The organism is Kangiella sp. HZ709 (assembly GCF_009674675.1).
In the GTDB taxonomy this organism is placed as follows: domain Bacteria; phylum Pseudomonadota; class Gammaproteobacteria; order Enterobacterales; family Kangiellaceae; genus Kangiella.
On record NZ_WKJC01000002.1, the window covers coordinates 418,303 to 436,911 of the forward strand.

The following is an 18,609-nucleotide window of genomic DNA, read 5'->3' on the forward strand; positions in this document are numbered from 1 at the left end:
GAGAAGATCATGGATTTTTTAATTCAAAATGCAGATACCATTATATGGATTGCCGTAGCTTTCGGCTTTTTAATGGCTTTCGGTATTGGTGCAAATGACGTTGCCAATGCCATGGGAACTTCTGTTGGTGCTAAAGCGTTAACTTTAAAGCAGGCAATTATTGTTGCTGCTATCTTCGAATTTGCCGGTGCTTATTTAGCCGGTGGCGAAGTCACCAAAACCGTTCGTAAAGGTATTATTGACCCGGACTTTTTCGCCGGAACCCCAGAACTGATGGTGTACGGTATGATGGCGGCACTATTAGCTGCTGGTATTTGGTTATTAATCGCTTCTCGTATGGGCTGGCCAGTATCAACCACTCACTCAATTGTTGGTGCCATCGTTGGTTTCGCCGCAGTTGGCGTTAGCGTTGATGCGGTAAGCTGGGGCAAAGTGGGCTCTATCGTTGGTTCTTGGGTGGTCACACCAATGCTAGCTGGTGTCATTTCTTTCTTATTAGTTCTGAGCGTTCAAAAGCTGATTTTAAATACCGACGACCCTTTCAAAAATGCTAAGCGCTATGTGCCTTTTTATATGTTCTTAGCTGGCTTTGTTATTTCGTTAGTAACGATTATGAAAGGCTTAAAGCACTTATTCAAAGACGAAGGCATCAAACTGTCTATGGCTGAAACCTATGGTTACGCAGTATTGGTCGGTATGATCATTGCCATCATTGGCGCCGCAGTCATCAGCAGGATTAAACTCGATGTCTCTGGAGATAAAGATTACAACTTTGCTTCAGTAGAAAAAGTATTTGCCGTATTAATGATCGTTACTGCTTGTGGTATGGCATTTGCTCACGGTTCGAATGATGTTGCGAACGCCATTGGACCTTTGGCAGCAGTTGTCAGCATTATTCAAAACGAAGGTGCTATTACCGCCAAGTCCGGTGTACCCAATTATGTACTATTAATCGGTGCTATCGGTATCGTTATCGGTTTGATTGTATTGGGTAGCCGAGTGATGAAAACTATTGGTACTAAAATCACTCACTTAACACCAAGCCGTGGTTTCGCTGCAGAGTTAGCTGCCGCTTCGACAGTAATTATTGCCTCTGGCGCTGGCTTACCTATCTCTACCACCCAAACTCTTGTGGGTGCGGTATTAGGTGTTGGTATTGCTCGCGGTATCGCAGCTCTTAATCTTAATGTGGTAAGAAATATCTTCGTATCTTGGGTCGTAACGCTTCCAGCGGGCGCCTTCTTGTCGATTATTTTCTTCTACCTATTCAAAGCAATATTTAGTTAAGGTAAGAGTTAAACGAATAATTATTCGTCAACTAGTTCAAAAGGTGGTCAGTCTAGTCTGATCACCTCTTCCCCCCACTTCCGAGCTGCACTATAATCTAGCCCTTATTTATATTTGAGTTATCTCAACAAGGTACTTCTATATGCCTCGTTTTTTACTATTTTTTATCTTCATCGGTTCGCTTTTATTGAGTAGCAATATTACCCTTGCGGCGGCTGACGAAACTACAGGCACTTTTGTATCAGATGAAATCGGCGTTACCATGCGTAGCGGCCCAACTAATCGCTATCGAGTGATTGGCAGCTTACGCGCTGGTACTCCTATTACGGTGTTACAGCAAGATGCTGACAACGACACGACGGAAGTGAGAACGGTCGACGGCAAAACTACCGGTTGGATAAAAACAGAATACGTCAGCAATAAAACCACCGTGCTTGCTCAATACCAAAGTTTGCAAACCGAAACCTCTAAGTTACAAAGCCAAGTGGTGCGCTTAACGCAAGATTTAAACAATAAAAATGCCATCACCAAACAAAACGAAGAGTTACAACTAAAAGTGTCGGAACTTGAAAACCATGTAGATCAGCTGTCACAAAAAGCTGACTTACAAAAATCACGTTTTCGCAAAGATGTTTTTTATGCCGGAGCCTTAACCGTATTCATCAGCATGTTGATTGCCTGGTTAATTACCCGAACTATTTATAGCCGTCGCCAAAGTTCTGGCTGGCGTTAATACGTATTTACTAAAGAGTTTTATTTATGTTTAAAGCGAGTCAAATTCTTAATCAAGAAGCTCTAAGCTTGGAGCAATGGAACAGTATCATCACTGAAAATTATCAGGTTGATGAATCGAGCTATCTAGAAGAACTACTAGAATTAGCTACCCCGGATCAAAACACCGTCAATCAGATTACTGCCAAGGCTTCAAAACTGGTTGAAGAAATTCGTGCCAGTGGTCGCTCTAAAGAAGGGGTTGAAGCTTTTTTACAACAATACAGCTTAAGCACCAAAGAAGGCGTTATTCTGATGTGTTTGGCGGAAGCATTATTACGCATCCCAGATTCAAAAGTCGCCAACTCTTTAATTCGCGACAAACTGAGCGAAGCCGATTGGAAAAAACATTCTGGCGAAAGCGAATCGATGCTGGTAAACGCTTCTACATGGGGCTTGATGCTCACCGGTAAAATTGTTGATGTAGATCAGGATGGTGATGGCAAACCCGACACCATGCTTGGTGGTTTGGTTGCAAAATTCGGTGAACCAGTTATTCGCAATGCAATGAATCAAGCCATGAAAATCATGGGGCGTCAGTTTGTATTGGGGCGTACAATTGAAGAAGCGATGAAGCGCGGCAGTAAAAGTGTGGCCAAAGGCTACACACACTCTTTTGATATGTTAGGGGAAGCAGCGTTCACAGCCGAAGACGCGCGTAAATATTTTGAAGCTTATTCAAAGGCCATTAGCGAGATTGGCGCTGCAAAAACACAAGATGGTGAATTAGCTCCAAGTATTTCTATTAAGCTCTCTGCGTTACACCCACGCTATGAAGTCGCGCAAAAAGACCGTGTACTTACTGAAATGGTTTCCACTGTAAAAACTCTAGCTAAGTTAGCTCGTGATTTAGATGTGGCAATTACCATTGATGCTGAAGAAGCCGATCGTTTAGAACTATCTTTAGAAATTTTTGAAGCCGTTTTTGATTCTGATATCTGCCGAGGCTGGGATGGTTTTGGCATGGTGGTACAGGCGTATTCAAAGCGCGCTTTACCAGTTTTAGGTTGGCTTGATGCTTTATCCCAAAAGCACAGTCGTCGTATCCCGCTCCGCCTAGTAAAAGGCGCTTATTGGGATTCTGAAGTGAAATGGTCGCAACAAGGCGGCTTTAGCAACTATCCCGTGTACACACGTAAAGCGGCAACGGATGTTTCTTATCTGGCTTGCGCTAAGTTTATTTTAAGCGCTGAGTCTAGCTTTTATCCTCAGTTTGCAACGCACAATGCCCAGACTGTATTTAGTATTATGGATATGGCTGGTGACCGACGCGACTTTGAGTTCCAACGCCTACACGGCATGGGCGAAGTTTTATACGATCTAATTTTAGAAAAGTATAAGGGCCTTCGTTGTAGAATTTATGCACCTGTCGGCAATCATAAAGACCTACTTCCTTACTTGGTTCGTCGCTTATTAGAAAATGGTGCTAACACTTCATTTGTTCATCAGCTGGTGGATAAAAACACTCCTATTATAGATTTAGTAGAGCACCCTTCAGTTATCTTAAAAGCCTATCCAACTTTGCATAATAGCCGTATTCCATTGCCTCCAGAAATTTATGCCAAAGAAGGTCAAAGAGCCCGCACTAATTCTGCTGGAACCAACTTACACATTAATAGCGAAATTGAACCCTTTATGGCTAAAGTTGCCTCCCACCTCGATAAGCAATGGCATGCTAAGCCGTTAATTGGTGGAAAAGCTATTAGTAGCGGCGAAGAAAAAGTTTTTTGCCCTTATGACCAATCTCACTTGATTGGCACCAAGCATGGTTGTGATGCTGAGCAAGCATTAAAGGCTTTAACCATTGCGAAAGAAAACTTTATCGCTTGGGATATGACGCCAGCTGAAAAACGTGCAGATATTCTTGATACCATTGCTGATTTGTTCGAGCAAAACAAACACGAGTTGATAGCGCTTTGTAGTCGTGACGGCGGTAAAACTATGCAAGATGGTATTGATGAAGTTCGTGAAGCCGTCGATTTTTGTCGTTACTATGCGAATCGAGCGCGCCAAGACTTTGGCCAAGAAACCTCTTTGCCAGGACCTACAGGTGAGTCAAACGATCTGTATTTACAAGGTCGCGGTGTTTTTGCTTGTATTAGTCCTTGGAACTTCCCGCTAGCTATATTCACTGGCCAAGTGGTGGCTGCTCTAGTAGCCGGCAATACGGTGTTAGCAAAACCTGCTGATCAAACCACCATAGTGGCGCACCGCGCCATTGAGTTGATGCACGAAGCTGGCATTCCAAAAAATGTATTACACTTTGTACCTTGTCGCGGTTCAACTTTCGGCAAAACCGTATTATCAGATCCAAGAATTGCAGGTGTGGCTTTTACCGGTTCAACTGATACTGCTCACGTTATTAATAGAACTTTAGCAGCACGAGATAGTGTTATTGCGCCATTAATCGCAGAAACAGGCGGTCAGAATGCCATGATTGTCGATAGTTCGGCTTTACCGGAGCAAGTAATTGCAGATGTAGTTCAGTCTGCCTTTACCAGTGCTGGTCAACGTTGCTCGGCACTGAGACTTCTTTATGTACAAGAAGAAATAGCGCCAAGAATTATTGAAGTCTTATCAGGTGCAATGCAGGAATTAAAAATCGGTGATCCAACCTTACTAAAAACCGACTTAGGCCCAGTCATTGACCAAGCGGCACAAGAAGAGTTAATGAGCCATGTGGATGAATTAAAAGCTGCTGGTAAGTTAATTGCTGAAACCCCAATGCCAGAGGGTTTAGCCGACGGTCACTTTATTGCGCCAAGCGCTTTTAAAATTGACTCTATCAATGATTTGACTCAAGAGTGGTTCGGACCAGTATTGCACCTTGTGACTTATAAAGCCAAAGAGCTTGATAAAGTAATTGCTGAAATCAACGACTACGGTTATGGCTTAACATTGGGTATCCATTCGCGTAATGAAAAAACTGCCACCTATATCGATAAGCGAGTGCGTGTTGGTAACGTTTATATTAATCGCAACATGATTGGTGCAACGGTTGGTGTACAACCATTTGGTGGTCAAGGCTTGTCTGGTACTGGCCCTAAAGCTGGTGGTCCGCACTACTTGCATCGTTTTGCGACCGAACATACTCGTACCAACAATACTGCCGCCATTGGTGGCAATGCAACCTTGTTATCTTTAGGCGATGACGAATAACACGAATTAAAGCCATTAACTAAGAAACAATCTATACTGGCGTTAGTGGTAACACTAGCGCCTTTTTTATAGAATCATCCAAAGACTAATACTTTTAATTATGACTAAGATTTCCGAGAACTTTATTCAACACATTTCGCAACAGGGATTAGCTCCTGATGAATTGGAATCTTTTCTTAGTTACTGTAAAAAGCCTTTGCGTCGTAGTTTTCGAGTCAATAGTCTTCATTTTGAAACCTCATCAATAACACAAGATTGGCAAAACCAAGGTTATCAACTTAATTCCGTACCGTGGGCAAAAGATGGTTATTGGATCGACGAAGATCACAAAGCACTGCCAGCAGGGTTAGGCAATTACATTGGTCATCAACAAGGACAAATTTATATCCAAGAAGCCAGCTCAATGCTTCCTGTTACAGCCTTATTTGCAGCCAACCCTAATCCGCAAAAAGTTTTAGATATGGCTGCTGCTCCTGGCTCTAAAACCACACAAATAGCGGCCATGATGGATAACAAAGGTTTAATCATCGCCAATGAATTATCTTCGTCACGTTTAAAGGGTTTATTTTCCAATGTGCAGCGTTGTGGCGTTTCCAATGTTTGTCTTACTCACGCTGACGGTCGAGTGTTTGGCGATAAAACCCCTGAGCAGTTTGATGCGATCTTACTGGATGCTCCTTGTGGCGGAGAAGGCACCGTGCGTAAAGACCCTGATGCGCTTGAAGCTTGGTCACTAGACTCTGTTTTAGCTATGTCTAAGATACAAAGGGAATTGATCTGCTCGGCTTTTAAAGCTCTCAAACCTGGTGGCACCTTAGTCTATTCCACCTGTACTTTATCGCAAGAAGAAAACCAAAAAGTTTGCCAACATTTGCTCGAGCAGTTTCCAGAACAAGTTACAGTATTTAACTTAGAAAACCTTTTTGCGGGTGCCAGCAAAGCTACCACTAAGGAAGGCTACCTGCATATTTTCCCTCATATTTTTGATAGTGAAGGCTTTTTCGTTGCGTGCTTTACCAAAGTAATGACTGAGCCATTAGACAAAGAAAGTGTCTCAAAACGAAAGTTTCCATTCGCTCCAATTTCAGTTAAAGAGCTGACTAATTTTAAAAGCTATTGCGAGCACTTTGGTTGGAATATTTCTGATATAGCAAACAGCATATGGCAACGCAATAATGAGATCTGGTATTTCCCAAGCGGCATTCAAGATTTAATTGGCAGGATAAAAATGGATCGAATGGGCGTTAAGTTAGCCGAGTCGCACAAAAAGGGCTACCGTCTAGAGCACCAAGCTGCAATAGCTTTTGGGGATCAGTTTAAAACTGCCCAATTTGAATTAAACGCACAAGAAACTTGCGATTTTTTCTTAGGCAGAGATATTTATCCTGATGCTTCACTGGATAATTATCAAGCCGAGGTCCTAGTGACGTTTAATCAGCAACCAATTGGTTTGGGAAAGAAAGTTTCAAACCGAATTAAAAACAATTTACCGCGAGATTTAGTTAGAGATGGCTCTTTTTCCTCTCTAAATTAATTCAAATGTTCACCTATCTGAGATCTATCTCACAATCAAGATTGTAAATAAAGCTGACCAAATGACCATTATTGTCAGTGTGAAAGTGTAAAAACCCTCTTTTTCCTTCCAACTTATCTTAATTTTCATTGATACAATTTGACATGTCTCTCCCCCACAATTCTTAAATGCTTGATATTGCTACCCTTAAGTCGACATTATCTCATTTGTAATTTTTTTTGACTGTGTTTTTTTATTTTCTTTATTGTTATTGTCTCTTCCGTGATTTGGCTTTAAGGAAAAACTGAATCATACCTGGTGGTGAAAAGGACGCTGATTTCAATTTTGGAAACAGCAATTCAAGATGAAACGTTTGACTCAGCAAGGTGTTTTCTTGTTAGCAAACATAAGGAAATTAAATCATCCCATTTGGAGGGTAATATGAAACTTTTAACAAGTTTAACTGCAATCGCAGTATTTTCTACACTTAGCTTTACCGCAGACGCTGGTCAACGTGGAAAGCTTATCATCGATAACGATTCAAAAGATGCAATCGCTGCTGGCGGCGATTTAATTGCAGAACAAGGTCAAACCGATGGCCTAAGTGGCAGTGGTTCTTTGCTGTATTTTTCTGGCAAACGTGCTCACGCTGGTTCGGTGATCGTTAACGGTTGTCCTTGTCGTAAGAAAACAGTTGTTAAAAACAAAAGTCGCAATGCAATGGCTATTGGTGCAGCTTCAGCTGGCTCAGTAGTTTTAAATTCTGGCTATCAATATTAATCAATAGAATACGGAGAGTTCTCATGAAATTATTTACAAGTTTAGTTGCTTTATCAGTTTTAAGTGTTGCAAGTTTCACTGCAGATGCAGGACACCGAGGCAAGTTAATTATTAACAATGATGCCAAAAATTCTGTGGCTGCGGGTGGCGAAGTTTTAGCTGCAAGCGCCTCTGTTGGATGGGATGGCGCTAACGGTTCTTTACTTTATATGTCAGGTCAAAGAGCACATGCAGGTTCTGTTATCGTTAATGGATGCCCTTGTCGTAAAAAGACTGTGGTGAAAAATAAAAGCCGTGACGCCATGGCAATTGGCGCAGCTTCAGCAGGCTCTGTAGTTCTTAACTCAGGTTACGGTTACTAAGAATCCGCTTTTTTAAAAATTAGTTGCCCTCTAACTCTGAGGGCAATAACTGGTCACTACCAGGCATGAAAAACATCAGGAGGTTTATATGACTATTCACAATAACTTTTCTCTTTATGGAAGAAGAACCGTCAAGTTGACGTTGAGGTCGATGGGCTTGCTGATTGTTTTTCATGCATTTTTATTATCGCCATCGTCTGTTTTTGCAGAGTCCAGCCGCTACAAAGCAAAAGGCTTGAGCCAATCATCGGTTAATTTTTATAATCGCTATGGCGCGGATCTTGTGAACTGGCAATATATTCGAGCAGATATAGTCGGGCAAGTAAAAAAAGCTATGCGCGAAGGTAAGGATGTGCTTGGCGAACTAGACGATTACGTGGTCACGAATGCTAGTGGCAGTGTGTTTATTCTTCCGGGTGTAGACGCAGATGAGTTAACCATCATCAATGATGGTTCAGGTAACCCGATCGCAATAAAGCGTTAGTTTTATATTTTAACTGGTTAGTGAACAATTATGGATAATATGTTTAAAAAAGGATTATTAATTACTGCAACAAGCATCTTTTTTAGTGGCTGTGCAGTACAGAAAAGCTCGGTAGACTTCACAGAAACATTGGACTTTCCACGTCCAACTCGCACAGTGATGACAGATTACATAGGATGTTTTGGCGACATGTTAAGTGAGTATCGCTTTGCATCAGGTAATGGTCGTGTTGAACCTCTTCGTATCGCTGTGGTATCAGTCAAAGACCAAACAGCCATTTCAACAGTACAATACCCGAATAGTGAAATCCCTAATAATTTTACTGATATGGCGTTAAGTATTGCCTCTAAAATTGGTGGTCCTGTTCGCTTAGTGCATATCCCTAAAGACGAAGAAATTGTAACCTCTTATCAATACGGCGCAACTCCGGGTAAAAAAACACCTTACTTTGATAATTTTGCCATGAGTCATTATCGCGCAGATACTATTCAGATTTATGGAGCATTAACTGAGTATGATCGCTTTATTAAAAACCAACGAAGAACTCGTGATGGTTCTTTTGAAGTTGGCGGTGGCTCTGGGGAGACTGAAATAGATTTTAGTCGTTTTGATGACAAAAACACGGCCCGCATGACTATGGACTTTTATACTAGTCATGGTTTTGTAGGCGACATTGTTAATCATAGCAGCTCCACTAATACCATTAAGCTTCATCAGCAAGGTAAAGATCGAAGTTACGGTTTAAGTATTGATGGCAATAGTATTGGCTATGCTGCTTCTAGCTCATTAGTCGATGCGCGTCATAAAGCAATCCGGTTATTGGTTGAAATGGGTTTAATAGAAACCTTGGGCAAATATGAATATGTCCCCTACTGGAAATGCATGCCCAATTCGAACAATACCCAATTTATCAAGTTTAAACAGTTTTTAGGCGGTCATGAAGTTATTAATTTTGCAGATATGGACAAGTTTGTAACCGCCCCCGATGCACCTATCATAAAAAATGATAAAACCTATATTGATAAGCGTGACCGTGATTTGATGATGGCGGTGAAAGCAAATTTTGAATACGCTGAATACATCAATGAAGGTATTCGCCAACATGCAGTACGCCCTATTGATGATGATATGATTACTATCAGCTCAAATGGTCAAATCCATCAGGTAGCATTTCCAAATAGAAAAAACCTAGTAGAAGGTATGGCAAAACTATTCCATAAAAACATTGGATATTATGTCAATATGAAGGTGCCTCAGGTAATCGATGACTTACATCGCAAATTCATCGAGCAAGGTGTTTTAGACGAGTATGATGATAAATATAGTGCTAATATGTATCTTGCATTATGGCTTCACGCGCCAGTACGTAAAAATTCGCGTTGGGTTTATTAGAGTTTAGATTATTTCTGATTCACATCGGCCAGGGAAGCGATCTCATATTGCTTTCCCTGATACGCTATTAGCAAACTGTCTTCTAAGATATCAATCACCCTCACTCCATTCGATAGTTTCTCTCCTATCCCTAATGCTTTACCGTTTAACATGACAAATCTATCATCAGGCTTATCTGCATAGACATGAGAACTATAACGCAATGCTGGCAAGTTAGAATAGTTCTGTTTTTCTATAGTTAATGGGTCAATCACTGGTCTTGACTTTGCTGTCGTATTTTTAGCGGTATCAGTTACCTTGCTCCGTTGATTAATAACTTCTGTTTTCGAATTCTTCACAGTACGTTTTTCTATTTTTGTAACCACTGGTTTTTTAAGCTGTATTGGTTTAGTTTCTACCGTTAATCCATTGCTCGAGCTTACGGCAGAAGTATTAGCAACTTCTATCGTCGTTTTATTACTATTAATTTGAGAATTAGGCAGCTCTTGATTAGCCAGTGTGGGTTGCCTTGAACTGGTCGGTATCTGAGCAATATTTTCAATTGCATTAGAGTCTTGTTGTGTAGCGTTATATATAAAATAGCCAATAATGGCCAACACAATAACACTCAAAATTACTACTGCTAATTTCCAATAATTAAAACTATCTTGTTCAAAATCTGCATGATAATGCTGACTTTGTAAATCAGGAATCGAGCTATCATTTTCAGATTCTTTTTTCTTTAGGGCTTCTAATAAATAAGACATTAGCGCCCTCCTAACTCATCAACTGGCAACTGAAGCATAGGAATATTATCAACGGTTAAATTATTAATCATCATGACAGTATGTTTACCGACAACACCATCACTAACTAATCCGCTTTGCTTTTGGAACTGCTCAACCCAGTCTTGTACCTTGGCATTATAACTTCGTGTTAAAGGTGAAGAGCCTTCAATTTTCTTAATAGAGTCTAGCAGCCAATTTAGCGAAGATCCTCGCGCACCAAGCGCAATAGCATCATTCATACCCTTAGGTTTTTTCCAAAACAATTGATATTCACCGGTCCAAATTGGGTTCAGCTTAGCCCTATCAATAGTCACCTGATTAGTACCAAATTGTAATTGAGCATCTGTTTTATTGAGCGCTGTTAAAACCCCCCAGTAGGTTCCTGTGTTTCCAGATTGGAACTTTAAATTGACAGGTCGGTTTAATTTTTCTAAAAAATCCCATCCAGTAAATCCTTGATCACACTCAAGAGTATAGTTTTTTACAAACTCACATGCCTCACCGGATTGAAAAGGGATATATTCGATTCCCCATAATGCCAATAAATTTTGCGTCGCTAATGATCCTGTTCTATCCCAGCTTTGTTGGTTCCAAAAGTCATTGGCTAATTTTTCGGGGGCAGACTTGGTAAGCTGCGCCTGCAATGCTTGCTCTTTTTCCGCAAGCTGCTGTTGCAGCTGTTGCTTTTCAGCAGCTTGTTGCGCCAATAACTCTGCTTTTTCTTTCTCTTGATTAGTTTGATAGTAACTAAAGCTAAACCAGGCTAACGCTATAACAGAAGCTAAGGCCAGCCAGCGTAATGGAGACCACTTGGGAGCTAGGCCACTAAAAGATTTAGTTGAACTTATGCTGGCACTTTTAATTTTTTGACCTAAAACTTCTTGTGCAGCTTTCTGAACAATTTTGTCGCTCACCTGATGTTGGCTTTCTGAAAAAGCGCCGAGCATAGCTCTATCACTAATGACATTAATTAAACGCGGTACACCTTGACTATTTCTATGAATCGCTTGTACAGATTTTTTCGTGAACACTGGGCGATTTACTCCAGCAATTCGCAAGCGATGCTCTAAATAAGCTTTAGTTTCAGTTAAGGATAAAGGTCGCAAGTGATAACGCGCAGTAATTCTTTGTGCTAGCTGACGTAACTCTTTTTTCGCTAACAACTCTTGCAGCTCTGGCTGACCAATTAAAATGATTTGTAAGAATTTTTTCTTATTCGTTTCCAAGTTAGTTAATAAACGAATCTGCTCTAGCACATCAACGCTTAAGTTTTGTGCTTCATCGATCATTAATACCGTATTTAAGCCTTTGGCTTCCGACTTAATTAAATAGTTAGTCAATAAATCCGTGAAAACTTTAAGACTATCTTCATTTTTGTCATATAGAATACCCAGCTCATCGCACATGGTTGCCATCAGTTCTATGGCATTCAGCTTTGGATTTAAGATATAAGCAAGACGAACATCATCTGGAAGTTGCTCTAATAAGCAGCGGCAAACCGTCGTTTTTCCGGTTCCCACTTCTCCTGTAAGCAAAACAAAGCCACCGCCTTTGCCAATCCCATAGAGCAAATGCGCTAAGGCATCACGATGCCTCTCGCTCATAAAAAGATAGCGCGGATCAGGAGAAATAGTGAACGGGTTCTCTTTTAACCCAAAAAAATCGTTATACATGCAACCTCATATCTTGATCATCAATTGTTGTTTTGTTTATTCAAGATGCTTTGATAATATACCTATACAAAGCAAGACTATATAGAGTTTAACTCTAGATTAAAACCCTAACACATGGAGCTCTGCCTAGCATGAAACACTTTTGGTTGATTTTATCGATTCTTAGTATCAGCTTTTTATCAACTTCTCTCGAAGCCGGTAAAATTTATAAGTGGAAAGATAAGAATGGTAAAATACACTTTTCAGATAAACCACCAAGAGATGAGTCCGTAAAAACAGAATCTAAAACCATTGAAGAGCTTAATACGATTGTTGGCAAACCACGTTCAAATGATTCAGGTAGCAAGATTTCCTCAACAAATGAATCAACTACTCAAGCTACGTCTAATAGTCGAATCAGCACGAAGCAGCGCTCTAAAAATGGACTTTCTGAAGCTGACTGTAAGCGTTCTGTAGCTAATACCCGTAACGCCATTCCACAACTGAAACAAGAGCTACTCGCAACTGCTGGTAATAATCCAATGACCCAAGCCTTATTGGAAGAGTTAGATAGTCAAATGGCCACCGAGCTCACCGTAGAGAAATGTTTAACTAGTAACGGTAACGATGCTAAAAGTTATAAATGTATGGTCACCACCACCAATATCATGCGCTGCTTAGATAAGATGATGTAACTGTGGAATTTTACTTAGTTGGCGGAGCTGTTCGAGATGAGCTATTAGGCATAGCAGTCAAAGATAAAGATTATCTAGTAGTCGGTTCCAGTCCAAAGGAAATGCTTGCCAAAGGTTTTAAAGAAGTCGGTAAAGATTTCCCTGTTTTTCTTCATCCAAAAACTGGCGAAGAATATGCGTTAGCCAGAACTGAAAGGAAGTCTGGCAAGGGCTATAAAGGCTTTAGCGTCGATTTTTCGCCAGAAATTACCATCGAGCAAGATCTTATTCGACGTGATTTAACCATTAACGCCATTGCCAGATCTGATGATGGTACTTTAATTGATCCTTTTAATGGTCAACAAGATATTCAGTCTAAAACACTTAGGCATGTCTCCCCGGCCTTTGCTGAAGATCCTTTACGTGTATTAAGAGTGGCCCGCTTTGCCGCCCGCTTTTATCATCTCGGCTTTAATGTTGCTACTGAAACATTAGAGCTCATGACACGACTGGCAGAATCAGAAGTATCTGAACTAACGCCAGAAAGAGTATGGCAAGAAACTCAAAGAGCCTTAGAAACTGATTCACCTTGGATTTACTTTGAAGTGTTACGCGAGTGCGGTGCTTTAAAAGTGTTAATACCAGAATTGGATAAATTATGGGGGATTCCCAACCCTGAAAAGTGGCACCCCGAAATTGATACAGGGATCCACACTATGATGGTGCTTGAGCAAGCCGCGAAAAAAACTCAAGATCCAGTGGTTCGTTTTGCCGCCCTATTTCATGACTTAGGAAAAGGTGAAACTCCACCTGAAGAGTGGCCGCACCATAAAGGTCATGAAGCTTCTGGGGTGCCAGTGATTGAAAACGTCTGTAAACGGTTAAAAATACCGAAAGAGTATCAAAAGCTCGCGGCGCAAGTTTCTCGCTATCACCTGCATTGTCATAAGATGTTTGAACTGCGACCAAATACCGTTTTGAAAGTCTTAAAAGGACTGAAGGCTTACCGCAATCCTGATTTCTTAAAACAATTTATTACCAGCTGTGAAGCTGATTTTAATGGTCGTCTAAACAACGAAGAAAAGCCTTACCCGCAAGGAGAATTTTTAAGGCAGTGTTATCAAGTCACTAAAAGTCTAAACACTCAAGCGTTAATCGATAAAGGCTATATTGGCAAGCAACTTGGGGAAGAGATTGATAAAGAGAGAGTTACTCAAATTAAAAGCATAAAATTGAACTTCCAGGCTTTTGACGTATGAAGTTTTGCATCGCATTATTAACTCTTATGGTGTCTAATAATTTAAATGCTTTAGAAAGAGGTTGGTATGTTCATACTCATAATAATGAGTATGCAGTAATCATCGAATCCAATCAAACTTCCTCGATGAACATAAAAGATGCTTTAATATCAATTTCTCCTAAAGTTTGCTTAAAACACTTTCGCATAGGCTATCAATTAGATAAAGATATTGAACTACAAAGTGAACTGCATGCCTTTTTATTAAAAAATCATTCAAAGCTGTATTCAGAAGCATTAGATTCTACAGGTAATATGCATAACCCCAAAGTAATAGCTCTCCACCAAGCATTTAATAAAGCTCTATTATCTACGTCTTTAGTCAGCAAATTAAACTCAGCTCTTAGCGCGCGAAACGAGCAAATATTATCTGTGAGCTTTGAGAAATTCACTGTCAATAAAAGTGCGGCTAATACTCAATTTAATGCAATTGTTTGGCTTTCAACAGATGCTTGTAGTGAACACTAATATTAAGAGCCCTAAGACAAGAAAAACAACCCAAACAAACCTATTCCTAAGGCTATTCGATACCAAACAAATGGCATAAAGCCAATTCGCTCAAGCCACTTTAAGAATAAGTGGATACAGGCAAAAGCGCTTACTGCTGAAACCACAACGCCTAAAATTAAAAAGCTCCAATCAAAGTGAGCACCTTCGCTTACCAATTGATAGCCTTTTAAACCACCAGGTAAAACAATGGCGGGAATGGATAAAAGAAAAGAATAGCGAGCTGCGGCAGTTCTTGTAAAACCTAATAAAGCTGCAGCGGTCATGGTGACACCAGAGCGTGAAGTACCAGGGATAAGCGCTAAAGCTTGCGCACCACCAATCACAAAAACGTCTTTCCATGACAATTGGTATTCATCTTTTAACTCTTCTGCTTTAGCACTTTTATATCTTTTGTCTGCAACCGCTAATAGCAAACCAAAGACTATTGTGGTGGTAGCAATTACTGGTATCGCGCGTAAATAATTGTCCACTATATCAAAAGCTTCTAAAAACAAACCAAATAAGCCTACGGGTATAGTGCCTAGAATTACTGCCCAAGCTAAACGCGAGTTAGGCGTATGGTTGCCTTTAAAGGTTGAACCAAACCATGCACTAATCATGGCGGCCACTTCTTTCCTAAAGTAAACCAATACCGCAGTCAAAGTACCCACGTGCACTGCCACATCGAAGGCCAATCCTTGATCTTGCCAACCCAAAATTTTCGAGGTCAAAATTAAATGGGCTGAACTTGAAACTGGTAAAAATTCAGTTAAGCCTTGAACTAATGCTAAAAATATTGCTTGCAGCCAATCCATACATATTCTCGATTGTTGTTAGTATTAATTTAGATACTTTTCTATCCCAATGTAAAAGCCATAGACCATAACTTGCAAAAAGATAATAAACCAAAACCAAGCACCAAAACCCATAGCTTTTTCAGTGAAAGTCTCTAGCTTTTTATTACGCCAAACTAGCACTACAGAAATAGCTGTAGATATCGATGAAACCAATAACAAGATCCCCCACCAAGGCAAGTCATCTTTTGCTGCAAAGGCTGTATCAGGGGTAAGCGTGATACAAAGGATTAATAATATCCAGCTAAGTTTTTTCATAATCGGTATAATTGGTTGTCTAGAGAAAAACCTTTCAAGTCAATATCAAGATCGGCATCAATCGCTTTTGAGAAGGCTAAGACTTTGCAAGTTTCGCCCATTTCTTCCGGCAGTAACAATTGCTTTAGTTGCTGCCCTATTTTTAAGCTCGCCATTGTATCAGAAGTAACTTCTGACTCCATCATTTGTTGTGCTAAACCCTCAATTCCAGCCGCTAATAAATACATCGATTGGGTGCTATAGCCCAGCAGGTTAGCTTTTACTCCATCGGCGGCCAAGGCTGCTTGAGTAAAATTAACCGAGCTAGTAATGTCTTGCAAACCCAGCAAATGCAATGGATTATCGGTTTTATGATGGCGATAATATTGCTGCAATGTACCGCCAGCACGTGAGCTATTGAATAACTCATCTTCAGAATGACCATAATCCACAATAAAGATAACCGCTCGCTGACAAGCTTCTACTAACGATTTAATCCAGCCTGAAAGCTGTCCTCGATGCTCAAATTTATGTCCGTGCTCACAAACCTTCGGTAATGAGTATGTATCATCCTGCCATTCAAAAGCAAAGCCATCGTCAGTTACCGTTACTTGCGCTTTTTCTACACTAGAGTTCTTATCTGAGCCATTATTAATCATTAAATCAACAGGAATGGCATCTGCAACTTCGTTTGCAAAAATCACTCCCTCAAAATTTCTAGGTAATGTTTCGAGCCAAGTGACTCTATCAATTAAATGCGGCAACTTTTCTTGAATAAGCGCAACTTGTCTAGCTCTTAATTCCGCAGAAACTTCGAGAATATAATAGTTTTGCGGTAATTGATTTTCCTTTTCAAGTTGCCGCAAACAATCCACACAAAAAATACCGCTACCCGCGCCCAATTCTAAAATGTTTGATTGAGTTTGCTGAAAAACTTGCATGAATTCTTGAGCAAAGGATTGAGCAAATAATGCAGAGATTTCTGGAGCTGTGACAAAATCACCGCCGGAGCCAAATTTCTGGTTACCTGAAGCATAGTAGCCCAACCCGGTTTGATATAACGCCATCTGCATAAAATCTTGAAAATCAATTGAGCCCGACTTGATGATTTTACTGGCAATCGTTTTTGCCAATTCAAAACTAGTCTTTATCGCTAATGGCACTGCTTGCGGTAATTGTTGTCGAGCTAGCTCTTGCTGAATATAGCTTTGATAATTCTCTAGGGACTGACAAAAAGTTGGCAAGATTTTCGTTTCAAGCATTAAAGAAACTCACCACCATCCACAGGAATAATAGCGCCAGTAATAAAGCTTTGTGCTACTAAAAAAGCTACCGCATCAGCAATGGCTTCCGGCGAGCCAGTTCTGTTCAAAGGGATCTGGTTTGCCATCCGCATAAAATGATCTTCTGATGCTCCCGGCGGGGCCATAATTGCGCCAAGCCCCAAACCATTGACTTGGATCTTCGGAGCCAGCTCTTTGGCTAAGCACTCGGTTAAATGCCATAAAGCTGCTTTGGATAATCGATACACTAAATGATCGCCAGCAGGGTTTTTAATACGATTATCTAAAATATTAATGATGTGGCCGTTGCTGGGTTTTGATTGAGCAAAAGCTTGCGCTAAGAGAAGAGGAGCTTTTAAATTGATATCCATTACTCGGTTAAAACCATTTAATGGCTGCTCAATGCTATCATTTTCAGGAAAAATGGCAGCGCTATTGACCAACACTTGTAACTCACCCAACTCACTAGCCAAATTTATGATCTCTTTGGGATTCGCAAGCTGCTGTAAATCCGACTGAATTAACAACGAATTACCACCAAGCGCTTCAATCTCTAACTGGGCGCTTTTAGCGGCGGCCTCAGAGCCATTATAGTGTAACGCTATATCATAGCCTTCTTTAGCTAATTTCAATGCAATTGCTCGCCCTACTCTAATGGCGCCGCCAGTCACTAGTGCTACAGTCACTGAATACTCCCCTTATTAAATCAATGATTGCCAATCAAACTCGATCGGCCATAACTTTTGTTGTTCTTTTTTATCAAATGCTTGCCAAAGTTCTAAATAGTTTTTTTGGCTTACCGGATGTCTCAACTCTGGAGCTATTTCAGCTAAAGGCAATAGAACAAATGCATGCTTGTTCACTTCAAACCTTGGTAATTGAACTGGTTTCTCACACACTAAGTCATCGTATAGCAGCAGATCAATATCCAAAGTTCTATCGCTAAACTTAGGCACGTCTCGTCGACGACCAGCCGAGGCTTCAATTCTTTTGAAAGCTTGATCCACTTGAGATATCGTTAGCTGGGTATTTGCTTTTGCCACTAAATTTAGAAAGTTATCACCGTCAAAACCCACCGCTTCTGATTCATAGACGCTGGATAGCTGTAACTTGGAAAATTTTTCTTGCAGCCTTTTAATGCCATATCGGATCTGATTTTCAGCATCCTGATTTGAGCCAATACTAATATAGATAGTTGCCATTGAAACTAACGCTCGACTTAAGCGGTTTTTTGTCCGCGTTCAATTAAAACGCCAACATTTTTTGAACCACGAACCGCCCCAGGTTTGCTTAATTTCAATCGTAGCCACGGCACCTGGAATTCATCGCGTATAATCGCTGCAATTTTTTCTGCTAACGTCTCGACGGTTTGGTACTCAGCAGCTTCAACAAAGCCAATAACTCTTTTCGCCACCGACTTGTAATCAAGACAATGATCAATCGTATCTTCGATAGCTGCTTGTGAGATGTCACAACCCATTTCCAAATCGATGCTAATGGTTTGACGGATTTGACGCTCCCAATCATAAATTCCAATTACCGTATCGACTTTTAAATCTTCTATAAAAGTAATATCCACTTATTTCTCGTTATTTTCCTAAAACTTGC

At 40.5% G+C, this 18,609-nt stretch carries 19 protein-coding genes; 11 read left to right on the top strand and 8 right to left on the bottom strand.

From position 1 onward, the window contains the following. Positions 1–9: 9 nt before the first annotated feature. From GJS41_RS10830 to GJS41_RS10865, 8 genes are all read left to right on the top strand, one after another. Positions 10–1,287, top strand: a complete 1,278-nt coding sequence (locus GJS41_RS10830; protein WP_154247373.1) for an inorganic phosphate transporter — start codon at positions 10–12, stop codon at positions 1,285–1,287. A 142-nt stretch (positions 1,288–1,429) separates the two neighbouring features. Beyond that, positions 1,430–2,020 carry a TIGR04211 family SH3 domain-containing protein gene (locus GJS41_RS10835; RefSeq protein WP_154247374.1) on the top strand — a complete coding sequence of 197 codons (591 nt, stop codon included), beginning with the start codon at positions 1,430–1,432 and terminating at the stop codon, positions 2,018–2,020. A gap of 26 nt (positions 2,021–2,046) precedes the next feature. Further along, positions 2,047–5,217: a bifunctional proline dehydrogenase/L-glutamate gamma-semialdehyde dehydrogenase PutA gene (gene putA / locus GJS41_RS10840; protein ID WP_154247375.1), complete on the top strand. Its 3,171-nt coding sequence runs from the start codon at positions 2,047–2,049 to the stop codon at positions 5,215–5,217. Between the two features lie 100 nt (positions 5,218–5,317). Beyond that, a complete protein-coding gene (gene rsmF / locus GJS41_RS10845) occupies positions 5,318–6,751 on the top strand; it encodes a 16S rRNA (cytosine(1407)-C(5))-methyltransferase RsmF (protein WP_154247376.1) in 1,434 nt (477 codons plus the stop codon). A 420-nt stretch (positions 6,752–7,171) separates the two neighbouring features. Further along, positions 7,172–7,510, top strand: a complete 339-nt coding sequence (locus GJS41_RS10850) for a hypothetical protein (RefSeq protein WP_154247377.1) — start codon at positions 7,172–7,174, stop codon at positions 7,508–7,510. Between the two features lie 23 nt (positions 7,511–7,533). Then, positions 7,534–7,872, top strand: a complete 339-nt coding sequence (locus GJS41_RS10855) for a hypothetical protein (RefSeq protein ID WP_154247378.1) — start codon at positions 7,534–7,536, stop codon at positions 7,870–7,872. 151 nt (positions 7,873–8,023) lie between these two features. After that, the gene (locus GJS41_RS10860; protein ID WP_154247379.1) at positions 8,024–8,356 is read left to right on the top strand and encodes a hypothetical protein; all 333 of its coding nucleotides are present in this window, start codon (positions 8,024–8,026) and stop codon (positions 8,354–8,356) included. A 30-nt stretch (positions 8,357–8,386) separates the two neighbouring features. Further along, complete coding sequence (locus tag GJS41_RS10865; protein WP_154247380.1) at positions 8,387–9,748, top strand: hypothetical protein; 1,362 nt, start codon at positions 8,387–8,389, stop codon at positions 9,746–9,748. Between the two features lie 8 nt (positions 9,749–9,756). Here GJS41_RS10865 and GJS41_RS10870 read toward each other — a convergent pair whose 3' ends face one another. Both GJS41_RS10870 and GJS41_RS10875 read right to left on the bottom strand, forming a co-directional pair. Continuing rightward, complete coding sequence (locus GJS41_RS10870; RefSeq protein ID WP_154247381.1) at positions 9,757–10,494, bottom strand: general secretion pathway protein GspB; 738 nt, start codon at positions 10,492–10,494, stop codon at positions 9,757–9,759. Next, positions 10,494–12,188: an AAA family ATPase gene (locus GJS41_RS10875; RefSeq protein ID WP_154247382.1), complete on the bottom strand. Its 1,695-nt coding sequence runs from the start codon at positions 12,186–12,188 to the stop codon at positions 10,494–10,496. Before GJS41_RS10875 ends, GJS41_RS10870 begins: the two co-directional genes overlap by 1 nt. Before the next feature lie 131 nt (positions 12,189–12,319). Here GJS41_RS10875 and GJS41_RS10880 point away from each other — a divergent pair, with 131 nt between their 5' ends. From GJS41_RS10880 to GJS41_RS10890, 3 genes are read left to right on the top strand one after another with little or no spacing between them, the layout of a single operon-like run. Further along, complete coding sequence (locus GJS41_RS10880) at positions 12,320–12,862, top strand: DUF4124 domain-containing protein (RefSeq protein WP_154247383.1); 543 nt, start codon at positions 12,320–12,322, stop codon at positions 12,860–12,862. Positions 12,863–12,864: 2 nt separating this feature from the next. Next, positions 12,865–14,100 (top strand): multifunctional CCA addition/repair protein, encoded by a 1,236-nt coding sequence (locus tag GJS41_RS10885; RefSeq protein WP_370515700.1) that lies wholly within the window; start codon positions 12,865–12,867, stop codon positions 14,098–14,100. Continuing rightward, complete coding sequence (locus tag GJS41_RS10890; protein ID WP_154247384.1) at positions 14,097–14,606, top strand: hypothetical protein; 510 nt, start codon at positions 14,097–14,099, stop codon at positions 14,604–14,606. Before GJS41_RS10885 ends, GJS41_RS10890 begins: the two co-directional genes overlap by 4 nt. 11 nt (positions 14,607–14,617) lie before the next feature. Here GJS41_RS10890 and GJS41_RS10895 read toward each other — a convergent pair whose 3' ends face one another. From GJS41_RS10895 to folB, 6 genes are read right to left on the bottom strand one after another with little or no spacing between them, the layout of a single operon-like run. After that, positions 14,618–15,442, bottom strand: coding sequence for an undecaprenyl-diphosphate phosphatase (locus GJS41_RS10895; RefSeq protein ID WP_154247385.1), 825 nt, complete (start codon positions 15,440–15,442; stop codon positions 14,618–14,620). 24 nt (positions 15,443–15,466) lie between these two features. After that, entirely contained in the window at positions 15,467–15,739 is a 273-nt protein-coding gene (locus GJS41_RS10900; RefSeq protein WP_154247386.1) for a hypothetical protein, read from the bottom strand. Then, the gene (locus tag GJS41_RS10905) at positions 15,736–16,980 is read right to left on the bottom strand and encodes a class I SAM-dependent methyltransferase (protein WP_154247387.1); all 1,245 of its coding nucleotides are present in this window, start codon (positions 16,978–16,980) and stop codon (positions 15,736–15,738) included. Before GJS41_RS10905 ends, GJS41_RS10900 begins: the two co-directional genes overlap by 4 nt. Further along, the gene (locus GJS41_RS10910; protein ID WP_370515701.1) at positions 16,980–17,687 is read right to left on the bottom strand and encodes an SDR family oxidoreductase; all 708 of its coding nucleotides are present in this window, start codon (positions 17,685–17,687) and stop codon (positions 16,980–16,982) included. The genes GJS41_RS10905 and GJS41_RS10910 overlap by 1 nt, the downstream gene beginning before the upstream one ends. A gap of 15 nt (positions 17,688–17,702) precedes the next feature. Next, positions 17,703–18,203 (bottom strand): 2-amino-4-hydroxy-6-hydroxymethyldihydropteridine diphosphokinase, encoded by a 501-nt coding sequence (folK, locus tag GJS41_RS10915; RefSeq protein WP_154247388.1) that lies wholly within the window; start codon positions 18,201–18,203, stop codon positions 17,703–17,705. 17 nt (positions 18,204–18,220) lie between these two features. Continuing rightward, the gene (gene folB, locus GJS41_RS10920) at positions 18,221–18,580 is read right to left on the bottom strand and encodes a dihydroneopterin aldolase (RefSeq protein WP_370515702.1); all 360 of its coding nucleotides are present in this window, start codon (positions 18,578–18,580) and stop codon (positions 18,221–18,223) included. Between the last annotated feature and the right edge of the window lie 29 nt (positions 18,581–18,609).

Coding starts and splice junctions, on each gene's coding strand:
- GJS41_RS10850 (WP_154247377.1), top strand. CDS start 7,172: ATGAAACTTTTAACAAGTTTAACTGCAATCGCAGTATTTTCTACACTT.
- GJS41_RS10880 (WP_154247383.1), top strand. CDS start 12,320: ATGAAACACTTTTGGTTGATTTTATCGATTCTTAGTATCAGCTTTTTA.
- GJS41_RS10905 (WP_154247387.1), bottom strand. CDS start 16,980: ATGCTTGAAACGAAAATCTTGCCAACTTTTTGTCAGTCCCTAGAGAAT.
- GJS41_RS10900 (WP_154247386.1), bottom strand. CDS start 15,739: ATGAAAAAACTTAGCTGGATATTATTAATCCTTTGTATCACGCTTACC.
- putA (WP_154247375.1), top strand. CDS start 2,047: ATGTTTAAAGCGAGTCAAATTCTTAATCAAGAAGCTCTAAGCTTGGAG.
- folK (WP_154247388.1), bottom strand. CDS start 18,203: ATGGCAACTATCTATATTAGTATTGGCTCAAATCAGGATGCTGAAAAT.
- rsmF (WP_154247376.1), top strand. CDS start 5,318: ATGACTAAGATTTCCGAGAACTTTATTCAACACATTTCGCAACAGGGA.
- GJS41_RS10830 (WP_154247373.1), top strand. CDS start 10: ATGGATTTTTTAATTCAAAATGCAGATACCATTATATGGATTGCCGTA.
- GJS41_RS10860 (WP_154247379.1), top strand. CDS start 8,024: ATGGGCTTGCTGATTGTTTTTCATGCATTTTTATTATCGCCATCGTCT.
- GJS41_RS10865 (WP_154247380.1), top strand. CDS start 8,387: ATGGATAATATGTTTAAAAAAGGATTATTAATTACTGCAACAAGCATC.
- GJS41_RS10870 (WP_154247381.1), bottom strand. CDS start 10,494: ATGTCTTATTTATTAGAAGCCCTAAAGAAAAAAGAATCTGAAAATGAT.
- GJS41_RS10855 (WP_154247378.1), top strand. CDS start 7,534: ATGAAATTATTTACAAGTTTAGTTGCTTTATCAGTTTTAAGTGTTGCA.
- GJS41_RS10890 (WP_154247384.1), top strand. CDS start 14,097: ATGAAGTTTTGCATCGCATTATTAACTCTTATGGTGTCTAATAATTTA.
- GJS41_RS10895 (WP_154247385.1), bottom strand. CDS start 15,442: ATGGATTGGCTGCAAGCAATATTTTTAGCATTAGTTCAAGGCTTAACT.
- GJS41_RS10835 (WP_154247374.1), top strand. CDS start 1,430: ATGCCTCGTTTTTTACTATTTTTTATCTTCATCGGTTCGCTTTTATTG.
- GJS41_RS10875 (WP_154247382.1), bottom strand. CDS start 12,188: ATGTATAACGATTTTTTTGGGTTAAAAGAGAACCCGTTCACTATTTCT.